The following is a 20,604-nucleotide window of genomic DNA, read 5'->3' on the forward strand; positions in this document are numbered from 1 at the left end:
CTGGTTTGCATTAGCGCTAATGTACCCTCGGTTCATGCTGGTACCGTCCTCCCCCGGACTCGGTGAGCTCCTTCGATACGTCGGCGAGCTCGTCGACCGCGGCGCCGAGGAGGTGTACGACTCCCTCGGGCTGTCGTACCGCGCCCGCTACACGCCAGTGCTGCGGGCGATGGCCGACGGAGCCGCGACCGTCACCGACATCACCACCCGGCTGCACCTCACCCAGGGGGCGATCAGCCAGACGGTCGGGTTGATGGTCACCGACGGACTGATCCAACGGACGAAGCTGCCCGACGGCCGCAAGAGCGGACTGCGCCTGACCGACGAGGGCCGCGACCTCGTCGATCAGCTCACTCCCCACTGGGAGGTCACCTTCGACGCGATCGCCGAGCTCGAGCAGGAGGTCCGCCACCCGCTGCGACGCGTCCTCTCCGACACCGCGGCAGCGCTCGAAAGCAAGAACTTCGCCGAACGGATCCGCCAGGCACTCCAGGACAGGCACGAACGGGACGCGACAACGGCAACCCCCGAGAACGGGGCATCGACGAACTGGTTCGACCGAGGTGGTCAGGCGTACGCGCAATTCCGGCCGGTCTACCCGGAGCGACTGGCGATGTTCCTGGCCTCACTGGCGCCGTCCGCCGACCTCGTCGTCGACGTGGGCTGCGGAACCGGGCAGCTGACTAGCGGGCTCGCTCCGTACTTCGACGAGACGATCGGCCTCGACCCCAGCGCCCAGCAGCTCGCGAACACGCGGCCACAGGACCGGGTGCGATACGTCCAGGCGCCGGCCGAGAAGCTTCCCGTGCCCGACCACAGCGCCTCGTTGATCACCGCGGCCCAGGCCGCGCATTGGTTCGACCGGCCCGCCTTCTACTCCGAGGTTCGCCGCATCGCCGTCGACAATGCCGTGCTGGCGCTGGTCAGCTACGGCGTCATGCGACTCGACCCCGATCTCGCAGACCGGTTCGACCGCTTCTACCGCCAGGAGATAGGCCCCTACTGGCCGCCGGAACGCGCACTCGTCGACAGCGGATACGCGGACATCGACTTCCCGTTCGAGCAGTACCCGGCGCCCCCGATAGAGATCACCGAGAACTGGACGCTGAGCCAGGTACTGGGCTACATCTCGACGTGGTCGGCCGTCCGGCAAGTCGAGAACGCAGGCAAACCGGAAATCCTGCACGCCTTCGCCACCGACCTCGCTGCGCACTGGGGCGACCCGGCGGTGACGCGGCCCGTCACCTGGCCCGTCACCATGAAGGTCGGGATCGTGACACCCCTGGCCCGACACGAATGACACGCGGTACACTTGCGGCACCACAGGAGGTGGTTGCCGTGCTCACCAACCGAGATTCCGCTCGCGACTCGATCCATGCACTGTCCGACCAGGACCTCGTCGCCCTGCTCGCCGAGGAGTTCTCGCGCCGCCCGACCCTGCGTCCGGTACGCGACGACGTGACGGCACTGCTCGCCATGAGCCCCACCCTCGCGCTGGCGCAGGAACACGCCGTGGCGAACCCGGCCGCTGCCGCCGTGGCCCGCACCCGCATCGTCGCGTCCGCACTCGGCGCGATCGTCGACCAGCACGACATGCTCGACTCGACTGCGGTCAGTCGCGTCCTCGGCAAGGCAGCCACGAGCAGGAACACCGCCAGTCGCCTCACCGCATCGGGCACCGTGATCGCACTGCCCGCCTCGGGACAGAAGCTCTACCCCGCGTTCCAGTTCGACGCCTCCCGTCAGGAGGTCCGCCCCATCGTCCGCGAACTCAACCGACGCCTCGGAGCGAAGGACGACCCGTGGGGTGTCGCGTCATGGTGGCTCTCCCCCACCGCCTTCGCCGACGACCCGCGCTCCCCCGCCGAACTCGCACTCGCGGGCGACATGGACGAGGAACTCCGCGACATGGCGGACGACCTCACGCAGGACTGAGAGTGGCGGCACACCACCCGGATCCGCCCTCTCCCCTGCCCCCAGCCCTGGTCGTGACCGTTCCAGCCGGAACATCGCTGTGGCGCATACACAGTGCCACTCGAGGCGCTGCCGACCTCAACCCGACACCGAGCCCTCGGGCGCGCAGGGGCGGGCGCTTCGACAGCCTCGACGGCACCTACTCGTACACGTATGTCGGCGACAGTCCCGCGGCTGCCGTAGCCGAAACCCTGTGCCGCAACCTGCCTGTCGATCAGTCCCCTCGACTGATCCCCCGTGTCCAGATCGCCGGCCGTGTCCTCAGCGAACTCCGCACCACGCGGGCCCTACGCGTCATCGACCTCACCGGCACCGGTGCCGCCCGCATCAACGCCGACGTGTGGTTGACCAAGTGTGACCCGTCCGGCTACCTGCACACCCGGCTGTGGGCCGCAGCGATTCTCGACGCCAACCCCGGCATCGACGGCATCCAGTTCCGTCCGCGTCACGACGAGAACACCCTGTCGTGGGCGCTGGTCGGCGCTCCCACCGCTCGAACGCACCCGGGTCTCACTCCCGTCGGCGGCGTCGTCCCGCTCGACTCGAGCGACGGCCACTACCTCCTCGGTGCACTCCTCACACCGCACAACGCTGCGCTGGGTCCATAAGTCGGTCGCGCGGTCCGTCATCCGATTGCGAAGATGGCGCGGCGCCCGTCAGGGCGGCTTGTGTTCTTCGGGTGGTGAGTTGCGCCGGTTCCCCCTTATTGCCGATAAGCTGCCTTATGACATTATTGATGGGAGCGCGATCGCGCGATTTCCATGAACAGCCAGGTCAGAGCGTTCTGGCGCGGGCTGCAGCGTCGCGGTACTCGAGGCGATTGTGAGCGATGTGCGAGTCGACCCGCATGTGATCCCGCATCGTCGGAATCGCCGCGATGTCGTCGAGTTCGATCCCCCGCCGCAGTAGCCATGACTGCACTTCGCCCCACAGCCACAGCTGCCCCAGTGTCAGGTTGAACGGCGACGGGAACGGATCATCCTGGTGGCGTTGCCCATTGACCCACAGGGCCACCGCCTGCCGCGTGCAACCTGCGCGTTCGGCAATCAGTCTGCGGTTCACCAGATCCGGCTGGGTGCGCTCGACATCGACACCGGCTGCGCTCAGACTCGCCACCAGGTCCACCCCCGCGGCGTAGCCGCGGACGGCGTGCGCGGTCGCCGTAACCACATGCAGCGGACCGTGATCCGCGACCTCCGCGCCGAGTTCGCCCCGAACGCGGTCCTCGACGCGTATCGGCAGGACCGACGTGACGAACGAGTACCGGAACGGGCGCGAGTTCGACTCCACGCCGCAACCCTAGCCTCGACCGACCCTGGTGTTGACGTTCGTCAACACCAGGGTCGGTCGGACAGTCGAGTCGACGCGATCCCCTCCCCCAGCGACCACCCGTCCGGTCAGCCGGTCGTGTGGTGGTGCCGAGCCGGACTCGCCCAGCACCACCACACGGCTGGAGTGATTCTTCGCGTCAGGACGTGACGTTGATCGGCCCCGGCGTCCAGAGTCCGGATCGGGTCACCGTGCCGGTGCGGATCTGCGCCGGTCCGGCCGTGCGGTCGATCGGCACGAACTGCTCCAGCGAGCCCCAGTCCCGATCCCAGTCGTGGGCGAGGTACGACGGGATGGTTCGGGCGCCGAGCAGCAGCTGCGTCCACCCGAGCGGACCGCCGCCGTAGTGGTCCTGCCAGAGGCCCGTCACCACTGCCAGCGGACGATCCGGCGAGATCCGGTACTCGGGAACTTCCGCGACACCGTTGGCGTGCAGCATCTGGTGCTGGCACGGAAAGTTCAGCCCGACTGCCCAATCCAACAGGACCGGGGTGTCGCGGCCGAGGACGTCCTGCAGGGTCCTGGTCTGCGGTACCCGAGGCGGGGTGAACGCGAGCCACTGCTCGGGACGGACATCGTGATCGGTGGCCACAACGCGCACCACGTCGGCCTCGCCCGGCAGACCGTCGAGAGGAACGCGCAGGTTCCTCCACGACGGGGTGGGCCCGATGTCGAGGGGCACCGTCGACCCCAGTGCGGACACCGAACCGTCCGCCCCGCGAGCGCCGTACTCGAGAACCAGATCCTGTCCGTAGGTTTCGATGCCGTCCGCATCGACCGATCGGATCGACCCAGCCGCCGAGATCGACACCAGGTCCCCACGGGATCCGGAACCGTCGGGGTCGGGCAGCAGATACCAGTCGGTGGTGACGGTCGCGACGCCGGCTGCGCCATCGCTGCCCAGCACCGGGGTGGTCGCAGGGTCGAGGCCGAAGGGCAGGGCGACGGTGCTGCCGTTGACGCCCTCGCCGCCGAACCCGCCGCCGGTCCCGGCGGTACTGCCGGTCGTGTTCTGGTCGGCGCCGGTGCGGTCGACGGTGTTCGCCGTCCCGGAGGCAACATCCTCGGCATCCGGAGTGAGGTTCCGCGCGACTCCATTCGGTGTGAAGCCGTCGCCACCACCCGCGGCGACTCCTGCACCGACATTCCCGGAGAGCGGCCGCAGCATGGATGCGTTCGGGTCGGTCTCGAGGAGCACGTCGTTGGCCAGCCCGCAGGTCGACCCGGTGAGCGCGTCGATGTTGGAGCGCGCCACCGAATACGCCGGGTACTGCGATACCGCACCCTTGGCGAGGGAGAGCACCTCGAACGCGACCATGACGGCAGCGGCGACCGTCAACGGCGGGATCACCCACAGCCGCGAGGGCGCGTCGGTGCGGGTCGACGCCGTGGGGTGGATGTGGAACCAGGCCGCCGCCCCGAACAGCAGCACCGCGACCGCGAGGAACGCGACCGCGAATCCGTGTCCGGCTATCGAGGGCGCCTTGTCGAACCACGGCACGCCGTAGGCCGAGACGTACCACCAGTCGTTGCGGCCGGCGAACGAGATCGCGACCACGCACATCACAACGGCGGCGAACAGCGCCCGGTTGCGCCGAGACCGCAGTACCGCGGGCGCCACTGCGATGGACGCCGCGATCGCGACCGCACCGGCCAGACCGGCGTAGATGCCGAAGTGGTGTGTCCACTTGGTGGGCACGAACGTCATCAGCACCATTGCGCCGATGGTGATGCCGGCGATCCTGCGGGTCGGACCCACCGCGGTACCGGGAATCCGGCCCCGCCGAAGTAGGGCAACCACCAGAGTGAGCAGGCAGAGCACCATGGTGAAGACTGCGAACCTTCTCGCGAGCGAGCCGTCGGTGCTGTCCTGGAACAGCCACTGGTAGCGCAGGTACTCGTTGAACCACGGCTCGGACGGCGGGATGGCGTGCACGCGCTGCATCTCCCGCACCGCAGCGAAGGTCTGATCCGCGAAGACCGCGACGAGCACCACCAGACCGGCCGAGAGCATCGGCAGTAGTAGTGCGACATGGCCGACTGCCTTCGCCCGGTCGGCGACGATCCGCGCGATCGGCCGTGCACCGGAGATCAGTGCCGCGAAGCAGATGATGCCGGACGGACCCGCTGTCACGGTGACCGCGCCGATCAGGATCGCCGCGGCCGCAGGCAGCAGTCGCCGTGTCGCAATGGCCCGTTCGACGGAGCACCACGTCAGGAGCACACCGACGGCGACGATCGGTTCCGGCCGAAGGCCGTTGTTGAATGGCAACCAGAACGCCAGGAACACCAGGGCACCGGTCCACAGTGGCAGGGTGGAACGCCTGGCCGCGGCCCCGAGCCGGGGTGCGACCTCCCGACTCAGGAGCCACCACGCGAGCACGCCGGCGAGCAGGGCGGGCAGACGCATCCAGACACTCGCGGTCGACACGTGGGTCATCCAGGCGAGAACGTCGTAGAACGGAGTTCCGAAAGGAGCCTCGGGGACACCGAACCAACGGAAGTAGTTCGCCATGTAGCCGGCATCGCCTGCTGCGCGGGCCATACCCAACTGGTAGCCGTCGTCAGAGGTGTTCGCGCCGATCACATGCCACGACACGAGAACCCCGACGACCACCGCATCGATCCGGGTGAATGACCACCAGGAGGCGGGCAGGAACCTGCGGGTGCGCCGCCCGTCGACGGCATCGAGTCGGTACAGCGCCCACAGAGCCCCGGCGGTCGCCAGGGCCGCCATCACCATCGCGATGAGCTTCACTGCGGTCGGGGACGTGGTGAACCGGGTGTCGAGCGTCGCATCCACCCGCAACCCGTCCGGCGCGACACCGCCGAGGTCCGAGAAGACGCCTACGAGCTGCGGACGCAGATCGCCGTCGAACACCCGGTTGGTGTCGCCGTCGCTGTCGGTGACCGCGACGACGGTGCGGTCCGATGACGACGCGATCGCCACCGCACAGTCCGCTCCCGACATCGCCGCGACCGGCGTGGAAAGCAGAACCGTGTTCCGCGCAACCACTTCCAGCCGAGCGTCCGCACCGCCGTCTACGAGCGTCCGGGCGGACAGCGCCCACCGGTCCGGTTGAGCGGCACCGATCGGAGCCGTCGACACCAGAGTCCCACCACCCGCAGCGGCCAACTCCCCGATGGCCGCACACGGGATGCTGATCTCCAGATCGGTGGGCGTGTACGACACCAGCGGTGCCGTGATGCCGTCGAGTGAACCGTTCTGCGGCCACGAGATCCGAGCCTCGGTGTGCGTGACCGGCAGGAACGGGATCGCCGTCGCGGCGAGAATGCCGATCACCGCACTGATCACGGCGATCAGTCGCACACGTGCCAGATCCCTCCGCGCGGATGGAGGTTCGCCGGTGTGGGATGGGGTGGGTGTCGGCGGTCCAGCCGCCGTCTTCATGTCGGTCACGGCAAGCGAGCCTATCCAGACACCGAACGACCCCACCCCGAATCATCCGCGATCGGGTCGAGAGCCGGCGAGGGATGCTGTTCTCGTCATCCCACTGCGGCGAGATACTCGCTGTAGAACAGTCCGAGGCCGACTGCCGATGCGATCGCCGCAACCAGCCAGAACCTGATGATCACGACTGTTTCGGGCCAGCCGCCGAGCTCGAAATGGTGGTGCATCGGGGCCATCCGGAAGACCCGGCGTCGGGAGGATCGGAAGACGGCAACCTGGATCAGGACCGATGCCGCCTCCGCGACGAACAACGCCCCGATTCCCACGGCGAGCAATTCCGTCCGCGTCGTGATGGACAGGCCCGCGAAGAGGCCGCCCAGCGCGAGCGAACCGGTGTCGCCCATGAAGATCTTGGCGGGAGCTGCGTTCCACCACAGGAATCCGATGCAGGCACCGACACCGGCCGCACAGACGAGTGCCAGGTCGAGCGGGTCGCGCACGTCGTAGCAGCCCACATCGGGAGCGGTCTCGCATGCGTTGCGGTACTGCCAGAAGGTGATGAGCACATAACTGCCGAGTGCCAGTCCCATCGATCCGGCGGCGAGACCGTCCAGCCCGTCGGTCAGGTTCACCGCATTCGACCACGAGACCACTACTGCGCAGGTGAACAGGACGAACACGATCGCGCCCATCGACAGTGTGGTGTCGCGGATGATGGAAAGGCTGGTACTTCCGGGTGTCAGACCACTACCGCCGCGGAAGTTCAGGGCGAGAACCGCGAAGATCACGGCCGCGGAAATCTGGCCGATGTACTTTCCCGTTGCCTTCAGGCCGAGGTTGCGTTGCTTCCGAATCTTGATGTAGTCGTCCAGGAACCCGACGCCGGCCAGAGCTGTTGTGAGCCCGAGTACCAACAGTCCCGACGCGGAGGGACCGTCGGCGTCGTAGCCGAGGCCGATCAGGTGTGATCCGAGATATCCGGCCCACAGTCCGAGCAGGATCGCGATGCCACCCATCGTGGGGGTTCCGCGCTTGGACTGATGACTCGCCGGCCCCTCGACTCTGATCTCCTGGCCGAAGCCCTGCCGCGAGAATGCCTTGATCAGAAGCGGTGTCAGCAGGATCGAGACCGCCAGTGCAATGCCGGACGCAAAAAGGATCTGCCTCAATTTTCCCCCGAACGGTGCCAGCCCTGCGTTGTCGTCGTAGCTCGACCGAGCGCGGGCGGATAAGGCCAACAGGTCGTTGGGAGCGTCGGCCCAGCGTGTTTCGCTGCTTCGGTGTGGGCTGTCCCCCGGCGGACACGATAGCGGCCCGCGCGCCACACCCCGTGCAAACGTGGCACGGAGCCGATCGATCGGCGCCGCGTTTCACCACTTTTCGCTACACGTCGACAGAGCGACGTCAGCAACGGTGAAGGGTTCGCAGGGCCGATGGCCCACTCGGGGCCCTCCGGCGCGGACGTGTCGGCCACCTCCGGCACAATCGAACACGTGGCCGAATACCTGGACGACTGGTTCGAGGAGTTCCTCGTGTACCGGAGCACCGCCAAGCCGTCACCGAACACGCTGCGCGCCTACCGGCAGGACTATCGCATCGTGTCCGAGACCCTGGCTCGGACCTCGAATGTTCGACCCGACCGCCTCACTCCCGCGGTCATCGACAAGGGACGCATGCGCACCGCATTCGCCGAGTACGCGGACACCCGCCAGCCGGCGTCCATCCGGCGCTGCTGGTCGACGTGGAACATGCTGTGCGACTTCCTGTTCGCCGCCGATGCGATCGTGGCGAATCCCATGTCGTCGGTGTTGCGACCCAAGGCACCCAGGACCGTACCGAAGGCGTTCCACGCCGATTCCGTCGAGCGCCTGGTGACCACCCTGCAGGCGCCCGACGACGGCGCCCGTGCGTGGCCGCAGCGCGACCTGGCGCTGATCCTCACCGGCTTGCTGACGGGACTGCGGTCGGCGGAACTGATCGCGATCGACCTGGGAGACCTCCGCGACTCCGCCGGCGACAGCGCTGCGAACGCGAAGGTGATCCACGTCCACGGCAAGGGCAACAAACAGCGGGTGGTGACCGTCGAACCGGTCGTCGTCGATGTGCTCGGCGACTATCTGGACAGTCGCGCACGACGCTTTCCGGCGACGACGCGCAGGCGCGCGGCGCCGGATCCGTGGCAGCGCTTCGCCCCCACCGACCCGATGTTCGTCGGCGGGGACGGGGCGCGTATCACCCGGGGCACGCTGCAGTATCGCGTCGAGCGCGCCTACCGGAGGGCAGGCATCAACGGCGACCGCGCGAAAGGTGCTCTGGTGCACCAGCTTCGGCACACCTTCGCAACAGCGATGGCGGATCAGAACGTCAGCGTCTACACCTTGATGCGGATGCTCGGCCACGAGTCGATGACGACCACTCAGCGGTACACGTCGGGGGCGGGTACCGAGGTTCGCGGCGCGGCGGCGCTGAACCCGGCGTACGGCCTCGTGAGCCGTTCTGCCGGGCATTCACCGTCCTGAGGCGGCACCCCTTGGTCAGGGGTGTGTCACGGCAGCGTGGCGAGGAACGCGAACACCGCGGGCTGCACGGCCGGATTCGCGTTCACGACGCCGGTGACCGCGCCGATGGTGCCGCCGATCGCCGCGCCGAGCGGGCAGCCGACGAAGAGGAACAGCACGCAGCCGACGACGAGGCCGATCGCGGCGCCGGTGTTGGCTTGCAACTGTCCGCCGTTCAGCCAGCCCTTCTCGATCTCGGCGATCATTGTTTCGTAGGCGGCCTGGCTGTACGCCGGTTGGACGCCGACCGGTGGCGCCTGGGGTGTCAGGATCAGTTCACGCCCGCCCTCTCCCACGGTGGCGGAGATCGGAACGAGCGCGTCACCGACTCCGTAGGCGAGCGGGACCGTTGTCAGCGGCGTCCCTGCGTCGTCGAGGACGTCGACGGCCGTACCGCCCGCCGTTGGCCTGAACATCCCGGAGTCGAGAACGGTCGCCACCGAGCGACCGTCGGGGAGGATCGAGGTCGTGTAGCCGACCCCGGCATCGCTTGGTGCGGGGGTAGAGGCATAGGAGGTGCCGGTACCTACACACAATGTCGCAACCACGGCCACGGACAGGACCGCGGCCTTCTGAAGTTTCATGGTGGGGCTCCCAACTCGAGCGACACCGAGACCACGGGGACCCACGGACTCGGTGATTCGAACACCGATTGGCGGGAAGACGGCCGACGAAACCGTTCGTAGGCCGTCAGGAACACACCTAGAATAGAGGGCAAACGGCCTCGCGTCTGCCCCTATTGGGCTTGTGACCTCGGTCGATGCTCCTGACGCACGTTTCGCCGCCGGGCAGTTGCCCAGTGTCCCGATCGTCACGATGTAGGCGTCGACACCGAGCTCGCAGCGCCGCGGAGCCCTCCCCACGAGCGAATACGACTCCGAGTGCCACTGCGAGGTGCTCCACCGTTCGGCAACGCCGTCCCGGAGGCTGCACGCCGCGGACTCGGCTAGAACGGCACTGGACTACTCAATCATTAATGTGGGCCATTCATGTGGGCAGTGAGCGACGGTGCCGTGCCATGTCCGCTCGTCCTGTTCGACGATCGTCATGCAGGCCCCGGAAGTGACCGGGCGCGTACGCTGACACTGCACCAGGGTCGGGTCAGATCCAACGCGGAAGGCTCACGCCATGCGCCGTGCAGCAATTCATCGTTCGTTCGTCGCCCGCGCCGCGGCGTCCGTCGCCGTCCTCGCCGTCCCGCTCTGCACATCCGCTGCGGCGACTGCGAACCCGCCGCCGGTCCCGGCGGCGTCAACCACGGCGTTCCAGGTTCCGGTGAGGTTCGTCGAAGGTTGCCTCAGCAATGTGTTTGCGTGCTGGGGCCTTCCGTCGCTGACGACGCTGACGCCGACGGCAACGCCAGGTGCATCCGGCGCGGTGACCTTCGCGACCGAGCCGTCGCCATGGGCCTCGACCTGCCCCGATGTAACGGTGAGCTGGCGGAACCTGAACACCGGCGCCGTCGGCACCACCGCGCTCCGGCGCGTGGAACCCGGCTACGCTCCGCCGATAGCGCCGGAGGATCGGTGCCGACATGCCCCCGCGGCGGCGATCACCGGCAGCGGCACGATCACCGCGACCGCCGACGTCGGCGCGTTCACTCGCGGCGGCCCTGCCAGCGTCGGGTACCGACTCGTGGTCACCCCGGGGATCGGCACATTCCAGGTCAACTGAACTGGCCCCGACTGTTCTCGGAGGTCGCCGTGATCGATTTCGTTCGTCGATCGGTCGCCTGCGCGGCCATCGTGGCCGGTTCGGTACTGGCGCCGGCGGCCGTCGCCTCAGCCGCGGTCACCGTTCCGTTCCAGATCAACCCGTACGGCAGCTTCGATTTCCCCTCTGTCCACTGCGTGGCCGTGGTCGGCGAACAGCCTGGGACGGTGACGATCACCGGTCCGGAGGAACGCAAACGGGAAGGCAGATCGGGGTGCCTACAACTGTCCGAAGTGCACTGGCTGAACCTGTCGAGCGCAGCCACCGGCTCCACCCCGATGTCGAGCGAGTACCCGGAAGCGGTCCTGCCGACCGGGGCCGGGCAAGTTGTTGTCGTCGTCGTACACACCGGCAGCTCGTTCGTCACACCGGGCGTCGCGACCGTCTACGTTCCGTAGACGACGGCCTCGCTGTCCGGGAGGGCGCGCGGGTCTACCACTCAACGCCTCGAGCAACTCCAGTCGGTCCAGATGCTGCTGCCGCAGTCGGTCAGGGCACCGTCCAGACACCGGCGCCGGGAGTGGCGACGAGGATCCGGTAGCCGGGCCCATCGGGGGGAATTGTGACCGAAGCGACCACCGTCCCGGAACCGGTCACGACCGATGTGCCGTAACGGTTGTCGAGGTATGCGACACCCGCCGCACCAGTGGAGATGTTTCGCCAGTGGACGTGGACACCGGTGTAAGGCCCCAAACGGGTCACTCCCGGAGTGTCCGGGTCGGTGGTGGCGGTCAGGTAGGAGTAGCCCGAGCTCGGGAGTCCCGTCACGCCGATACTGATCCCGGCGACGGGAATGGGGAAGACAGCGTCCGTCGGGGCGGCAGCGGCTGGCTGTGCCGCGAGAAGCAGTGCTGCACAGGCTCCGGCGACAAGAGATGCCCGGCGTAGAAGGTGACGTTGTCTCATCGACGGACCTCCCAGCCCTGGTGGCCCGCTCCCGGACACGAACACCGGCGCCAGCCGAAGAAGCCCTCATTCTATGTCGGATACGGGTGGCCCCGACCATGAATCACCTGGTCGGGGCAGCCCTTAGCGTGCTCGCTGATCCTGCAAAGGCTCCCTGTCCAGGACCCCTCTTCCGCTTGGTCCAAGTTCACCACAACGCCCCAGAGCGATCCTTGGCCAACCGGTCGACGGGAACGCGGTCACGCAATCTGCGATTTCGTGACCCTGATAGATCGGGCGATGGCGACCGAGGCCTGTCTCAACAACCCGGACGATGGATGGACTTCTTCGCGCGGAATCTCAGGCATCGCCTGCCGACGTCTTACCGATGTGAAACGTGGGAGGCGCCGGGCACAATGCCCGGCGCCTCCCACGTCGTCGTTGTCGGGACTTCTCAGATGACCCCGAGCGCGAACATGGCGTCGGCCACCTTCACGAAGCCGGCAATGTTGGCGCCGAGGACGTAGTCGCCCGGCTTGCCGTACTCGTCCGCGGTCGTGACGCAGCGGTGGTGGATGTCGCTCATGATCTTCGAGAGCCGCTCGTCGGTGTACTCGAAGCTCCAGGAGTCCCGGGAGGCGTTCTGCTGCATCTCGAGCGCGGAGGTGGCCACACCACCGGCATTGGCAGCCTTACCCGGCGCGAAAGCGACACCTGCGTCGCGGAACACCGCGATGCCCTGCGGCGTGGTGGGCATGTTCGCGCCCTCGGCGACGACCTTGACGCCGTTGTTGACGAGGGTCTTCGCCGACAGCTCGTCGAGCTCGTTCTGCGTCGCGCACGGCATCGCCACGTCGCACGGCACATTCCAGACGTTGCCGCCAGGGTAGTACTGGGCGTCGCCGCGCTCGTCCACGTAGTCGGAGATGCGGCCGCGACGGACCTCCTTGATCTCCTTGAGCAGTTCGAGGTCGAGGCCCTTGTCGTCGACGATGTAGCCGGACGAGTCGGAGCAGGCGACGACGGTGCCGCCGAGCTGGTGGACCTTCTCGATGGCGTAGATCGCGACGTTGCCGGATCCGGACACGACGACGCGGCGGCCGTCGAGGCTCGTTCCGGCGGTCTTCAGCATCTCGGCGACGAAGTAGGCGGCGCCGTATCCGGTCGCCTCCTTGCGGACCATCGAGCCGCCCCAGGTGAGTCCCTTGCCGGTGAGAACACCGGACTCGTACGAGTTGGTGAGGCGCTTGTACTGCCCGAAGAGGTAGCCGATCTCGCGGCCACCGACGCCGATGTCGCCCGCGGGGACGTCGGTGTACTCGCCGATGTGGCGGTGGAGTTCGGTCATGAACGACTGACAGAAGCGCATGATCTCGGACTCGGACCGGCCCTTGGGGTCGAAGTCGGAGCCGCCCTTGCCGCCGCCGATGGGCAGGCCGGTGAGCGAGTTCTTGAAGATCTGCTCGAAGCCGAGGAACTTGACGATGCCGAGGTTGACGCTGGGGTGGAACCGCAGGCCGCCCTTGTAGGGACCGAGTGCGCTGTTGTACTGGACCCGGAACCCTCGGTTGACGTGAACCTGTCCGTGGTCGTCCTGCCACGGCACGCGGAAGATGATCTGCCGCTCGGGCTCGCAGAGGCGCTCGATCAGGGCACTGTCGGCGTAGTTGGGGTGCCGCTCGAGGACGACGGTGAGGGACTCGAAGACTTCGGCGACTGCCTGGTGGAACTCGGGTTCGCCTGCGTTACGCCGCGCGACGTCCTCGAAGTACCTGTCGACTCGCTCACGGACCTGCCCACTCACGTGACAGCCCTCCTCTTTCTCACGGGAACCGTCTCGACAGTTCACCCAGGTGTGGAAATCACAGCCAAGCACAGCGCTCGGCGGTTTAGGGCCTTTCATGGGCGTGAGATTTCGCTCAGGTAAACAATTGTGAACTTTTCCTCACGTCTGCTAGGAGGTTGCTGGGAGTAACCATTCGACGCGCCGCCGCCCGCGCTCATCAGGACGAGCCGTCCGCGCCGGACTACGGTGGGCACAGTGCCAGGACGTCGCTCGAACGGGCGGTGTCCGACGGTGTCACCCGTCCCTTTCCGTCGTGGAGGACCGTGTACATGAGCATCCAGTCGGCACATCCCCGCCGTCATCGCGTCGTCGTCATCGGATCCGGCTTCGGCGGCCTGTTCAGCACCCAGGCGCTCAAACGCGCCGACGTCGACGTCACCCTCATCGCCCGCACGACGCACCACCTGTTCCAGCCCCTGCTGTATCAGGTAGCGACCGGCATCCTGTCCGTCGGCGACATCGCGCCCGCCACCCGGCTCGTGCTGCGGAAGCAGAAGAACGCGCAGGTCCTGCTGGGCGAGGTGGAGAAGATCGACCTCACGGCGAAGACCGTCACGTCGAGGCTGCTCGACCGCGACACCGTCACCGAGTTCGACAGTCTGATCGTCGCCGCGGGAGCCGGACAGTCGTATTTCGGCAACGACCACTTCGCGAAGTTCGCGCCCGGCATGAAGACGATCGACGATGCGCTGGAACTGCGCGGCCGCATCCTCGGGGCGTTCGAGGAAGCCGAACTGTCCAACGATCCGGAGGAGCGCGCGCGGCTCCTCACCTTCGTCGTCGTGGGTGCCGGGCCCACCGGTGTCGAACTGGCCGGTCAGATCGCGGAACTCGCCAACCGCACCCTCGAGGGCGCCTTCCGCCACATCGATCCCCGCGATGCGCGCGTCATCCTGCTCGACGGCGCGCCCGTCGTCCTGCCCGTGTACGGCGGCAAGCTCAGCGCGAACGCGGCGAAGCGGCTCGAGAAACTCGGAGTCGAGATCCAGCCGGACGCGATGGTGACCGACGTCGACGTCGACGGGCTCACCGTCAAGGACAAGGACGGCACCGAGCGCCGCGTCGACTGCCAGTGCAAGGTGTGGTCCGCGGGCGTGCAGGCGAGCGGCCTCGGCAAGCAGCTCGCCGAACAGTCCGGCGCGGAGATCGACCGCGCCGGACGCGTCCACGTCAATCCCGACCTGTCACTGCCGGGTCACCCGAACGTCTACGTCATCGGCGACATGATGGCGCTCGACAGCCTGCCGGGCCTGGCCCAGGTCGCGATGCAGGGCGGCAAGCACGCCGCGAAGCAGGTGAAGGCCACCCTCGCGGGAACACCGCCCGAGGAGCGCACCCCGTTCAAGTACTTCGACAAGGGCTCCATGGCCACGATCTCGCGGTTCAGCGCGGTCGCGAAGGTGGGGAAGCTGGAGATCACCGGCTTCATCGGGTGGCTGATGTGGCTGGTCATCCACCTGATGTACCTGGTCGGCTTCCGCAGCAAGTTCTCCACGGTCCTGTCGTGGACGGTGGCGTTCCTCGGCCGGAGTCGGGCGCAGATGGCGTCGACGGAGCAGCAGGTCTTCGCGCGGACGGCGATCGAGGACCTGCAGGACTACGAGCGGGCGAGAGCGGCCGGGCTGATCGGCGACCCGACCGCCGTCGCCACCGGCGAGGAGCGCGAAGCGGGCTGACGCCCACGGGAGCATCGTTCCGGGCCGGTGGCCGCCGCGGCGGCGCGGATCAGCCCTTGGCGAGCTGTTCGGTGTGTTCGATGTTGGCGAGACGCACCTGTCCACGTGAGACGAGCCGATCCTGCTCGTCGCGGATTTCGGCCTGCCACAGCTGTTGGGTGCGACCGCGATGCACGGGTGTCGCGGTGACGGTGAGCGTGCCGGTGCGGACGGCGCGGAGGAAGTCGGTGTTGTTGTTGACGCCGACGACGTGGCCTCGGTCGCCGATCCAGACGGTGCCGCCGGTGCTGATGACGGTTTCGATGACGGTGCAGTAGACGCCGCCGTTGACGATCCCGGCCGGCTGGTAGAGGTGTGCGCCGACGTCCCAGCGAGCGACGACGCGGTCGCCGGTCAGCTCGAGGTAGTCGAGCCCGATCGACTCGCAGAACCCCTGGTTGAGGATGGGGGAAACCTCGGCGAGGGACAGTTGGGTCAGCGCGCTCTCGAGGGTTGTCGCGTCCGCCACCGTGGGCTGGGGCTCGGTCACGTGTGCTCCTTCGCTAGATCGTCGTGTCCCGCAGGGGACGCGTGCTCCGTTCGAGGCAGAGCCATCCGAAAGTCAAGCACGCAACGTCAGAGGGCCCCGCACCGGTGATCGGTGCGGGGCCCTCCGTGGAAGGGACCGGGAGTCTCTGCAGCCCTCAGGACTCCGGCGCGGTCCAGTAGTTCAGTTCGTCGCCATCACAGGGAACTATAGGCAAGGCTTCCCTAACTTGCAAGTGCTTGCGGGACGGCGCGCCGAAATGCCGGACGACCCGCGCGGGCGCGCACCGGAAGGCCGGCCCTCTCGAACGCGTCGAGCAGTGCCTGCCCCCGACGATCCGCGATCGACGGCGCGAGGGTGCTCCGCAACGGCACCATCGTGGCGGCACCGAGCACGGCCTCCCCCACCATTGCCCACAGCATCGTGCGGTCGAGCAGGACCAGACGATCCAAGGCGTCGAAGATCGCGGTCAGCGCGGTGCGGCTGCGGCACGCGGTCCACATCGCCAGCGCCCGCTCGCAGGGCAGCGTGACGACACCGGGAGATCCCTCCCACCGGTCGCCCGGCAGCACCCGGAGGGCGGGATCCCACACGCCGGCCCAGTCGATGCATCCGTCGCTGTCCATGTGGATCGACAGATTGTCCAGGCCGGTGTCCCAGGCCCGCCCGTCGAGGACGACAAGGGCGGCGACGCGTCCGATGACGGCGTGGATCAGCGCCGATGCAACAGAGATCGCCGCGGCCTCGTGGTCCGGGATGTCCTCGAGCGCGCGTGTCAGCATCCGCTCGAGGCGGTCCCCACGGATGCCCTGGGAGACGGCCCACCACCGACGCTTCGGCTGCTCGGACATCTGGGCCACGGCGTAGACCCGCGGATACTCGGGATGCAGTGCGCGCAGATGGGTACAGGACTCGACGAGACCGGCCGCGGTCCGGATGGGCGCGGCAAAGACGGTGGCGCGCAGGGGCGTCACGGTGATGTCGCGGATCGAGGCGGCCGGTGCGGCCGGGTCGAGTACCAGAGTCGTCGGCACTGCTCACTCCTTCGTCGTCGAGCAAGATCGAATGTAGGTTAGCCTAACCACAAGAAGATTGGGAGTACGGATCCGGGGTGTCAGGTTTGGATAGGGTTACGTAACCTGAATCCCCGTGCGATTCACCCCCTCAGGAGCGTGCCCGTGACCACCACACCCGGCGACGTCGACTACGCGGTCCGGGCGATTCCCCGTGGACCCGCGTCGCGCACCCGCCGCGGCGCGGCCGCGCTCGTCGACTGGGCTGCGGTCGCACTGCCCCTGATTCTGGGCTGGATCGTCGTCGACTCCCTGCGCGACGCCAACGGCGGCGGACAGATGGACCGCCTCGTCTTCGGCGCAGCAGCATTCGCCGCGGCAGCTGGCGTACTCGTCTGGAATCGAGGTTTCCGGGACGGCCGAACAGGCGCGAGCCTCGGCAAATCCTGGCTCGACCTGATCTCACGCGACGCCGCGACCGGTGCGCCACTCGGCACCAGCCGGGCCCTGCTCCCCCGCACCGGCACCGATGTCGTCCGCCGCGCCACCGCACTCGACGAGGGGTTCATCCCGATCCCGTCCGACACCTCCGTCACAGCGATTCGGAAGCGGCGACTGCTCGGCCTAGCCGCGCTGCTGCTGATCCTGATGGCGACCATCGTCGCGAGCATCGCGGTCGGCGCCCGGCCGATGGACTTCGGAGAGATCTTCCACGCCGTGTTCGGGGCCACCGGCACCGACACCGACCTCGTCGTCCGAACCCTCCGGATACCGCGGACCGCGCTCGCCGTCGCGGTCGGCGTCGCACTCGGCATCGCGGGTGCTCTCATCCAGGGACACACCCGGAACCCGCTCGCCGACGCCGGACTCCTCGGCCTCAACGCGGGTGCGGCCCTGTTCGTGGTGCTCTCGATCTACCTGCTCGGTTTCAACACCCCCAGCCAGTACCTCTGGTTCGCCTTCGCCGGGTCGCTCGCCGCGAGCGTCGTCGTGTTCGGCATCTCGTCGATCGGCGGTGGCGGGGCCAGCCCGCTCAGCCTCGCCCTCGGCGGCGCTGCGGTCGCGATGTTCCTGCAGGCCATGACCCAGACGGTCATCCTGCTCGACCAGACCAGCCTCGACGGCTACCGATTCTGGGTGGTCGGCTCGGTTGCCGGTCGCGGACTCGACGTGCTCTGGCAGGTGCTGCCGTTCCTCGTCGTCGGCGTGATCATCGCGCTGGCCAGCACCCCCAGCCTCAACGTCCTGAGCCTCGGCGACGACATCGCCCGTGGCCTCGGCACGAACATCGTGCGCAGCCGCGTGATCGGCATCGCCGCCATCACCCTGCTCACGGGCGCCGCGACTGCCGCCTGCGGGCCGATCGCGTTCGTCGGTCTCGTCGTCCCGCACGTCGCGCGGTTCGTGACCGGCCCCGACTATCGCTGGCTGGTCCCGTACTCGGGCCTGATCGGCGCCATCATGGTTCTGCTCGCCGACGTGATCGGACGTGTCGTGGTCCGTCCGGGCGAACTCCAGGTCGGAATCGTGCTCGCGATGTTCGGCGCGCCGTTCTTCATCGCGCTCGTGCGGCGCAGGAAGCTGGTGTCCCTGTGAGCCTCGTCGACGACGACGCCCGTCCGATCCCGACCACCGTTCCGTCACGGCCCGCGTTCCGGGTCGGATCGGTTTCCCTGGTCTGGCGCACCGCCATGGTCGCCATCACCGTCGGGCTGCTCGTGGCCGCGTTCCTGCTGCTGTGCATCAACATCGGACGTGGCGAGTACTCGATCCCGATTCCGACCGTCGTCGAGGTCCTCTTCGGCGGCGGCGAGAAGGTCGAGCGGTTCATCGTGATGGACCTGAGACTGCCCCGAGGTCTGGCGGCGTTGCTGACCGGCATCGCGCTCGGGATCTCCGGCGCGATCACCCAGTCGATCCTGCGCAATCCACTCGCGAGCCCGGACATCCTCGGCATCACCGCAGGCGCGAGTGCCGCCGCGGTGACGCTCATCGTCGTGGGAGGTGGCGGGAGCTTCGTCGGACTCCTCGCCGTCCTCGGAATCCCCATCGCCGCCCTGATCGGCGGCATCGTCACGGCGGTGGTCATCTACCTGCTCGCGTGGCGCGGTGGCGTGCAGGGCTTTCGGGTCGTGCTGATCGGCATCGGCGCCAACGCGATGCTCGTCGCGGTGATCCAGTGGCTGCTGATCTCGGCCGACATCAACGACGTCTCGCGGGCGCAGGTGTGGTTGAACGGCTCCCTCAACGGCAGTGACTGGGAGCGGGTCTGGCCCGTCGCGATCGGGGTCGCGGTGGTGGGTACCGCGGCGGTGATCTCCTCGTTCACCCTGGGCGTGCTGCGGCTCGGCGACGACAACGCCCGCGCTCTGGGCGTGCGGCTGCAAACGGGGCAGGCCGCGCTGCTCCTCGCCGCGGTGGCGTTGGCTGCCATCGCGACCGCAGCGGTCGGCCCGATCGGGTTCGTCGCCCTCGCGGCCCCCCAGGTGGCGATGCGCCTGCTGCGCACGCCCGGTCCGCCACTGATCGCGTCCGGCCTGATGGGGGCCGTGCTGGTCCTCGGTGCCGACATCATCGGCCGCACCGTGCTGCCCGTCGAACTGCCCGTCGGCATCGTCACCTCGGCGCTCGGTGGCCCGTTCCTGATCTACCTGCTCATTCGCAACAATCGGAAGGTGACCGCATGAGCGGCCAGAGCACCGGCGCCAGGGCACAGTCGGCGTCCGACCCCCGGGAAGAGTCGGGGCCCGACAGCCGGGAAGGGTCGGGGCCCGACAGCGGGGCGCAGTCTCCCGACGCGCAGCCGGCCATCGATCACGTCGCGGCCGCCGCGCATTCGAGTCACCGGCTCGCCGCGTACAACCTGGTCGTGGGGTACGGGGACCGGATCATTCTCGACGGACTCGACCTCGAGATCCCGACCGGAGTCGTCACGACCATCATCGGCCCCAACGGGTGCGGTAAGTCGACGCTGCTGCGGTCCATGGGGCGTCTCCTCAAGCCGCGGAGCGGCGAGGTCGTCCTCGACGGCAAGGCGATCTCGTCGATGCGGACGAAGGACGTCGCGCGGACGCTCGGGATGCTGCCGCAGGCCCCCGTCGCGCCGGAAGGTCTGACGGTCGCGGATCTGGTGTCGCGGGGCAGGCACCCGCACCAGTCGTGGCTGCGGCAGTGGTCGTCGGACGACGAGGGCGAGGTGGCGAAGGCGCTCGCGTTGACCGGAGTGTCGGATCTCGCGGATCGGCCCGTCGACCAACTCTCGGGCGGTCAGCGCCAGCGCGCATGGATCTCGATGGCACTCGCGCAGGGCACCGACATCCTGCTCCTCGATGAGCCGACGACGTACCTGGATCTGGCGCACTCGATCGAGGTGCTCGACCTGGTCGACCGCCTGCACTCGGAGTTCGGGCGCACGGTGGTGATGGTGCTGCACGACCTGAACCTCGCGATCCGCTACAGCGATCACCTCGTGGTGATGGCGCAGGGCTCGATCGTCGCGGAGGGGACGCCGACCGAGGTGATCACACCCGAGCTGCTGCTGGAGGTGTTCGGGTTGGAGGCCCGGGTCATCGACGATCCGGTCTCGGACCGACCGCTCATCGTTCCGGTCGGTACCCGGCACGTGTACGGGACGATCGGCGGGCCCGCGGAGGCCACACCGGGGCACTGACG

18 protein-coding genes are annotated in these 20,604 nt (G+C 68.0%); 10 read left to right on the forward strand and 8 right to left on the reverse strand.

All coding sequences use genetic code 11. The annotated features are described in order from the left end of the window. Positions 1-34: 34 nt before the first annotated feature. The 3 genes from FFS72_RS26660 to FFS72_RS12735 are packed head-to-tail and all read left to right on the forward strand — an operon-like array spanning position 35 to position 2,582. A complete protein-coding gene (locus tag FFS72_RS26660) occupies positions 35-1,300 on the forward strand; it encodes a methyltransferase domain-containing protein (protein WP_212744352.1) in 1,266 nt (421 codons plus the stop codon). Between the two features lie 38 nt (positions 1,301-1,338). Next, the gene (locus FFS72_RS12730) at positions 1,339-1,935 is read left to right on the forward strand and encodes a hypothetical protein (protein ID WP_050064587.1); all 597 of its coding nucleotides are present in this window, start codon (positions 1,339-1,341) and stop codon (positions 1,933-1,935) included. A gap of 53 nt (positions 1,936-1,988) precedes the next feature. Beyond that, complete coding sequence (locus tag FFS72_RS12735; RefSeq protein WP_249353272.1) at positions 1,989-2,582, forward strand: RES family NAD+ phosphorylase; 594 nt, start codon at positions 1,989-1,991, stop codon at positions 2,580-2,582. 166 nt (positions 2,583-2,748) lie between these two features. Here the strand turns inward: FFS72_RS12735 and FFS72_RS12740 are convergent, their stop codons facing one another. The 3 genes from FFS72_RS12740 to mraY form a co-directional block, all read right to left on the reverse strand. After that, positions 2,749-3,264: a hypothetical protein gene (locus tag FFS72_RS12740; protein WP_137874283.1), complete on the reverse strand. Its 516-nt coding sequence runs from the start codon at positions 3,262-3,264 to the stop codon at positions 2,749-2,751. Positions 3,265-3,442: 178 nt separating this feature from the next. Further along, on the reverse strand, positions 3,443-6,715 hold the full coding sequence (locus FFS72_RS12745) for an arabinosyltransferase domain-containing protein (RefSeq protein ID WP_137874340.1): 3,273 nt from the start codon (positions 6,713-6,715) through the stop codon (positions 3,443-3,445). Between the two features lie 95 nt (positions 6,716-6,810). After that, complete coding sequence (mraY, locus tag FFS72_RS12750) at positions 6,811-7,884, reverse strand: phospho-N-acetylmuramoyl-pentapeptide-transferase (RefSeq protein ID WP_137874284.1); 1,074 nt, start codon at positions 7,882-7,884, stop codon at positions 6,811-6,813. A gap of 324 nt (positions 7,885-8,208) precedes the next feature. Here mraY and FFS72_RS12755 point away from each other — a divergent pair, with 324 nt between their 5' ends. Beyond that, the gene (locus tag FFS72_RS12755) at positions 8,209-9,234 is read left to right on the forward strand and encodes a tyrosine-type recombinase/integrase (protein WP_137874285.1); all 1,026 of its coding nucleotides are present in this window, start codon (positions 8,209-8,211) and stop codon (positions 9,232-9,234) included. 26 nt (positions 9,235-9,260) lie between these two features. On the opposite strand, the gene FFS72_RS12760 is transcribed toward FFS72_RS12755, so the two are convergent. Beyond that, positions 9,261-9,857, reverse strand: a complete 597-nt coding sequence (locus FFS72_RS12760; protein WP_171018655.1) for a DUF8020 domain-containing protein — start codon at positions 9,855-9,857, stop codon at positions 9,261-9,263. Positions 9,858-10,401: 544 nt separating this feature from the next. Here FFS72_RS12760 and FFS72_RS12765 point away from each other — a divergent pair. Continuing rightward, the gene (locus FFS72_RS12765; RefSeq protein WP_137874286.1) at positions 10,402-10,947 is read left to right on the forward strand and encodes a hypothetical protein; all 546 of its coding nucleotides are present in this window, start codon (positions 10,402-10,404) and stop codon (positions 10,945-10,947) included. 29 nt (positions 10,948-10,976) lie between these two features. Beyond that, a complete protein-coding gene (locus FFS72_RS12770) occupies positions 10,977-11,384 on the forward strand; it encodes a hypothetical protein (RefSeq protein ID WP_502704108.1) in 408 nt (135 codons plus the stop codon). A gap of 91 nt (positions 11,385-11,475) precedes the next feature. Here FFS72_RS12770 and FFS72_RS12775 read toward each other — a convergent pair whose 3' ends face one another. After that, the gene (locus FFS72_RS12775; protein WP_249353273.1) at positions 11,476-11,754 is read right to left on the reverse strand and encodes a hypothetical protein; all 279 of its coding nucleotides are present in this window, start codon (positions 11,752-11,754) and stop codon (positions 11,476-11,478) included. Between the two features lie 571 nt (positions 11,755-12,325). Continuing rightward, entirely contained in the window at positions 12,326-13,675 is a 1,350-nt protein-coding gene (gene gdhA, locus FFS72_RS12780; RefSeq protein WP_137874288.1) for an NADP-specific glutamate dehydrogenase, read from the reverse strand. 311 nt (positions 13,676-13,986) lie between these two features. Between gdhA and FFS72_RS12785 the strand changes: the two genes are divergently transcribed. Next, a complete protein-coding gene (locus FFS72_RS12785; RefSeq protein WP_050064591.1) occupies positions 13,987-15,393 on the forward strand; it encodes an NAD(P)/FAD-dependent oxidoreductase in 1,407 nt (468 codons plus the stop codon). Positions 15,394-15,442: 49 nt separating this feature from the next. Here FFS72_RS12785 and FFS72_RS12790 read toward each other — a convergent pair whose 3' ends face one another. Both FFS72_RS12790 and FFS72_RS12795 read right to left on the reverse strand, forming a co-directional pair. Beyond that, a complete protein-coding gene (locus FFS72_RS12790) occupies positions 15,443-15,901 on the reverse strand; it encodes a PaaI family thioesterase (protein ID WP_502704110.1) in 459 nt (152 codons plus the stop codon). A 242-nt stretch (positions 15,902-16,143) separates the two neighbouring features. Next, a complete protein-coding gene (locus FFS72_RS12795) occupies positions 16,144-16,893 on the reverse strand; it encodes a hypothetical protein (RefSeq protein ID WP_502704111.1) in 750 nt (249 codons plus the stop codon). 204 nt (positions 16,894-17,097) lie between these two features. Here FFS72_RS12795 and FFS72_RS12800 point away from each other — a divergent pair, with 204 nt between their 5' ends. The 3 genes from FFS72_RS12800 to FFS72_RS12810 all read left to right on the forward strand — a co-directional run bounded on the left by FFS72_RS12800 (position 17,098) and on the right by FFS72_RS12810 (position 20,602). Beyond that, the gene (locus FFS72_RS12800) at positions 17,098-18,528 is read left to right on the forward strand and encodes a FecCD family ABC transporter permease (RefSeq protein WP_137874290.1); all 1,431 of its coding nucleotides are present in this window, start codon (positions 17,098-17,100) and stop codon (positions 18,526-18,528) included. Positions 18,529-18,623: 95 nt separating this feature from the next. After that, on the forward strand, positions 18,624-19,619 hold the full coding sequence (locus FFS72_RS12805; RefSeq protein WP_502704112.1) for a FecCD family ABC transporter permease: 996 nt from the start codon (positions 18,624-18,626) through the stop codon (positions 19,617-19,619). After that, complete coding sequence (locus tag FFS72_RS12810) at positions 19,616-20,602, forward strand: ABC transporter ATP-binding protein (RefSeq protein ID WP_249353274.1); 987 nt, start codon at positions 19,616-19,618, stop codon at positions 20,600-20,602. The genes FFS72_RS12805 and FFS72_RS12810 overlap by 4 nt, the downstream gene beginning before the upstream one ends. The last annotated feature ends 2 nt before the right edge of the window (positions 20,603-20,604 follow it).

This window comes from Rhodococcus sp. Q (assembly GCF_005503035.1).
GTDB lineage: Bacteria > Actinomycetota > Actinomycetes > Mycobacteriales > Mycobacteriaceae > Rhodococcus_G.

Excerpts from the sequence above, each read along its gene's own strand:
- FFS72_RS26660 (WP_212744352.1), top strand. The coding sequence starts at position 35 with ATGCTGGTACCGTCCTCCCCCGGACTCGGTGAGCTCCTTCGATACGTC.
- FFS72_RS12745 (WP_137874340.1), bottom strand. The coding sequence starts at position 6,715 with ATGAAGACGGCGGCTGGACCGCCGACACCCACCCCATCCCACACCGGC.
- FFS72_RS12760 (WP_171018655.1), bottom strand. The coding sequence starts at position 9,857 with ATGAAACTTCAGAAGGCCGCGGTCCTGTCCGTGGCCGTGGTTGCGACA.
- FFS72_RS12765 (WP_137874286.1), top strand. The coding sequence starts at position 10,402 with ATGCGCCGTGCAGCAATTCATCGTTCGTTCGTCGCCCGCGCCGCGGCG.
- FFS72_RS12785 (WP_050064591.1), top strand. The coding sequence starts at position 13,987 with ATGAGCATCCAGTCGGCACATCCCCGCCGTCATCGCGTCGTCGTCATC.
- FFS72_RS12805 (WP_502704112.1), top strand. The coding sequence starts at position 18,624 with ATGGTCGCCATCACCGTCGGGCTGCTCGTGGCCGCGTTCCTGCTGCTG.
- FFS72_RS12810 (WP_249353274.1), top strand. The coding sequence starts at position 19,616 with ATGAGCGGCCAGAGCACCGGCGCCAGGGCACAGTCGGCGTCCGACCCC.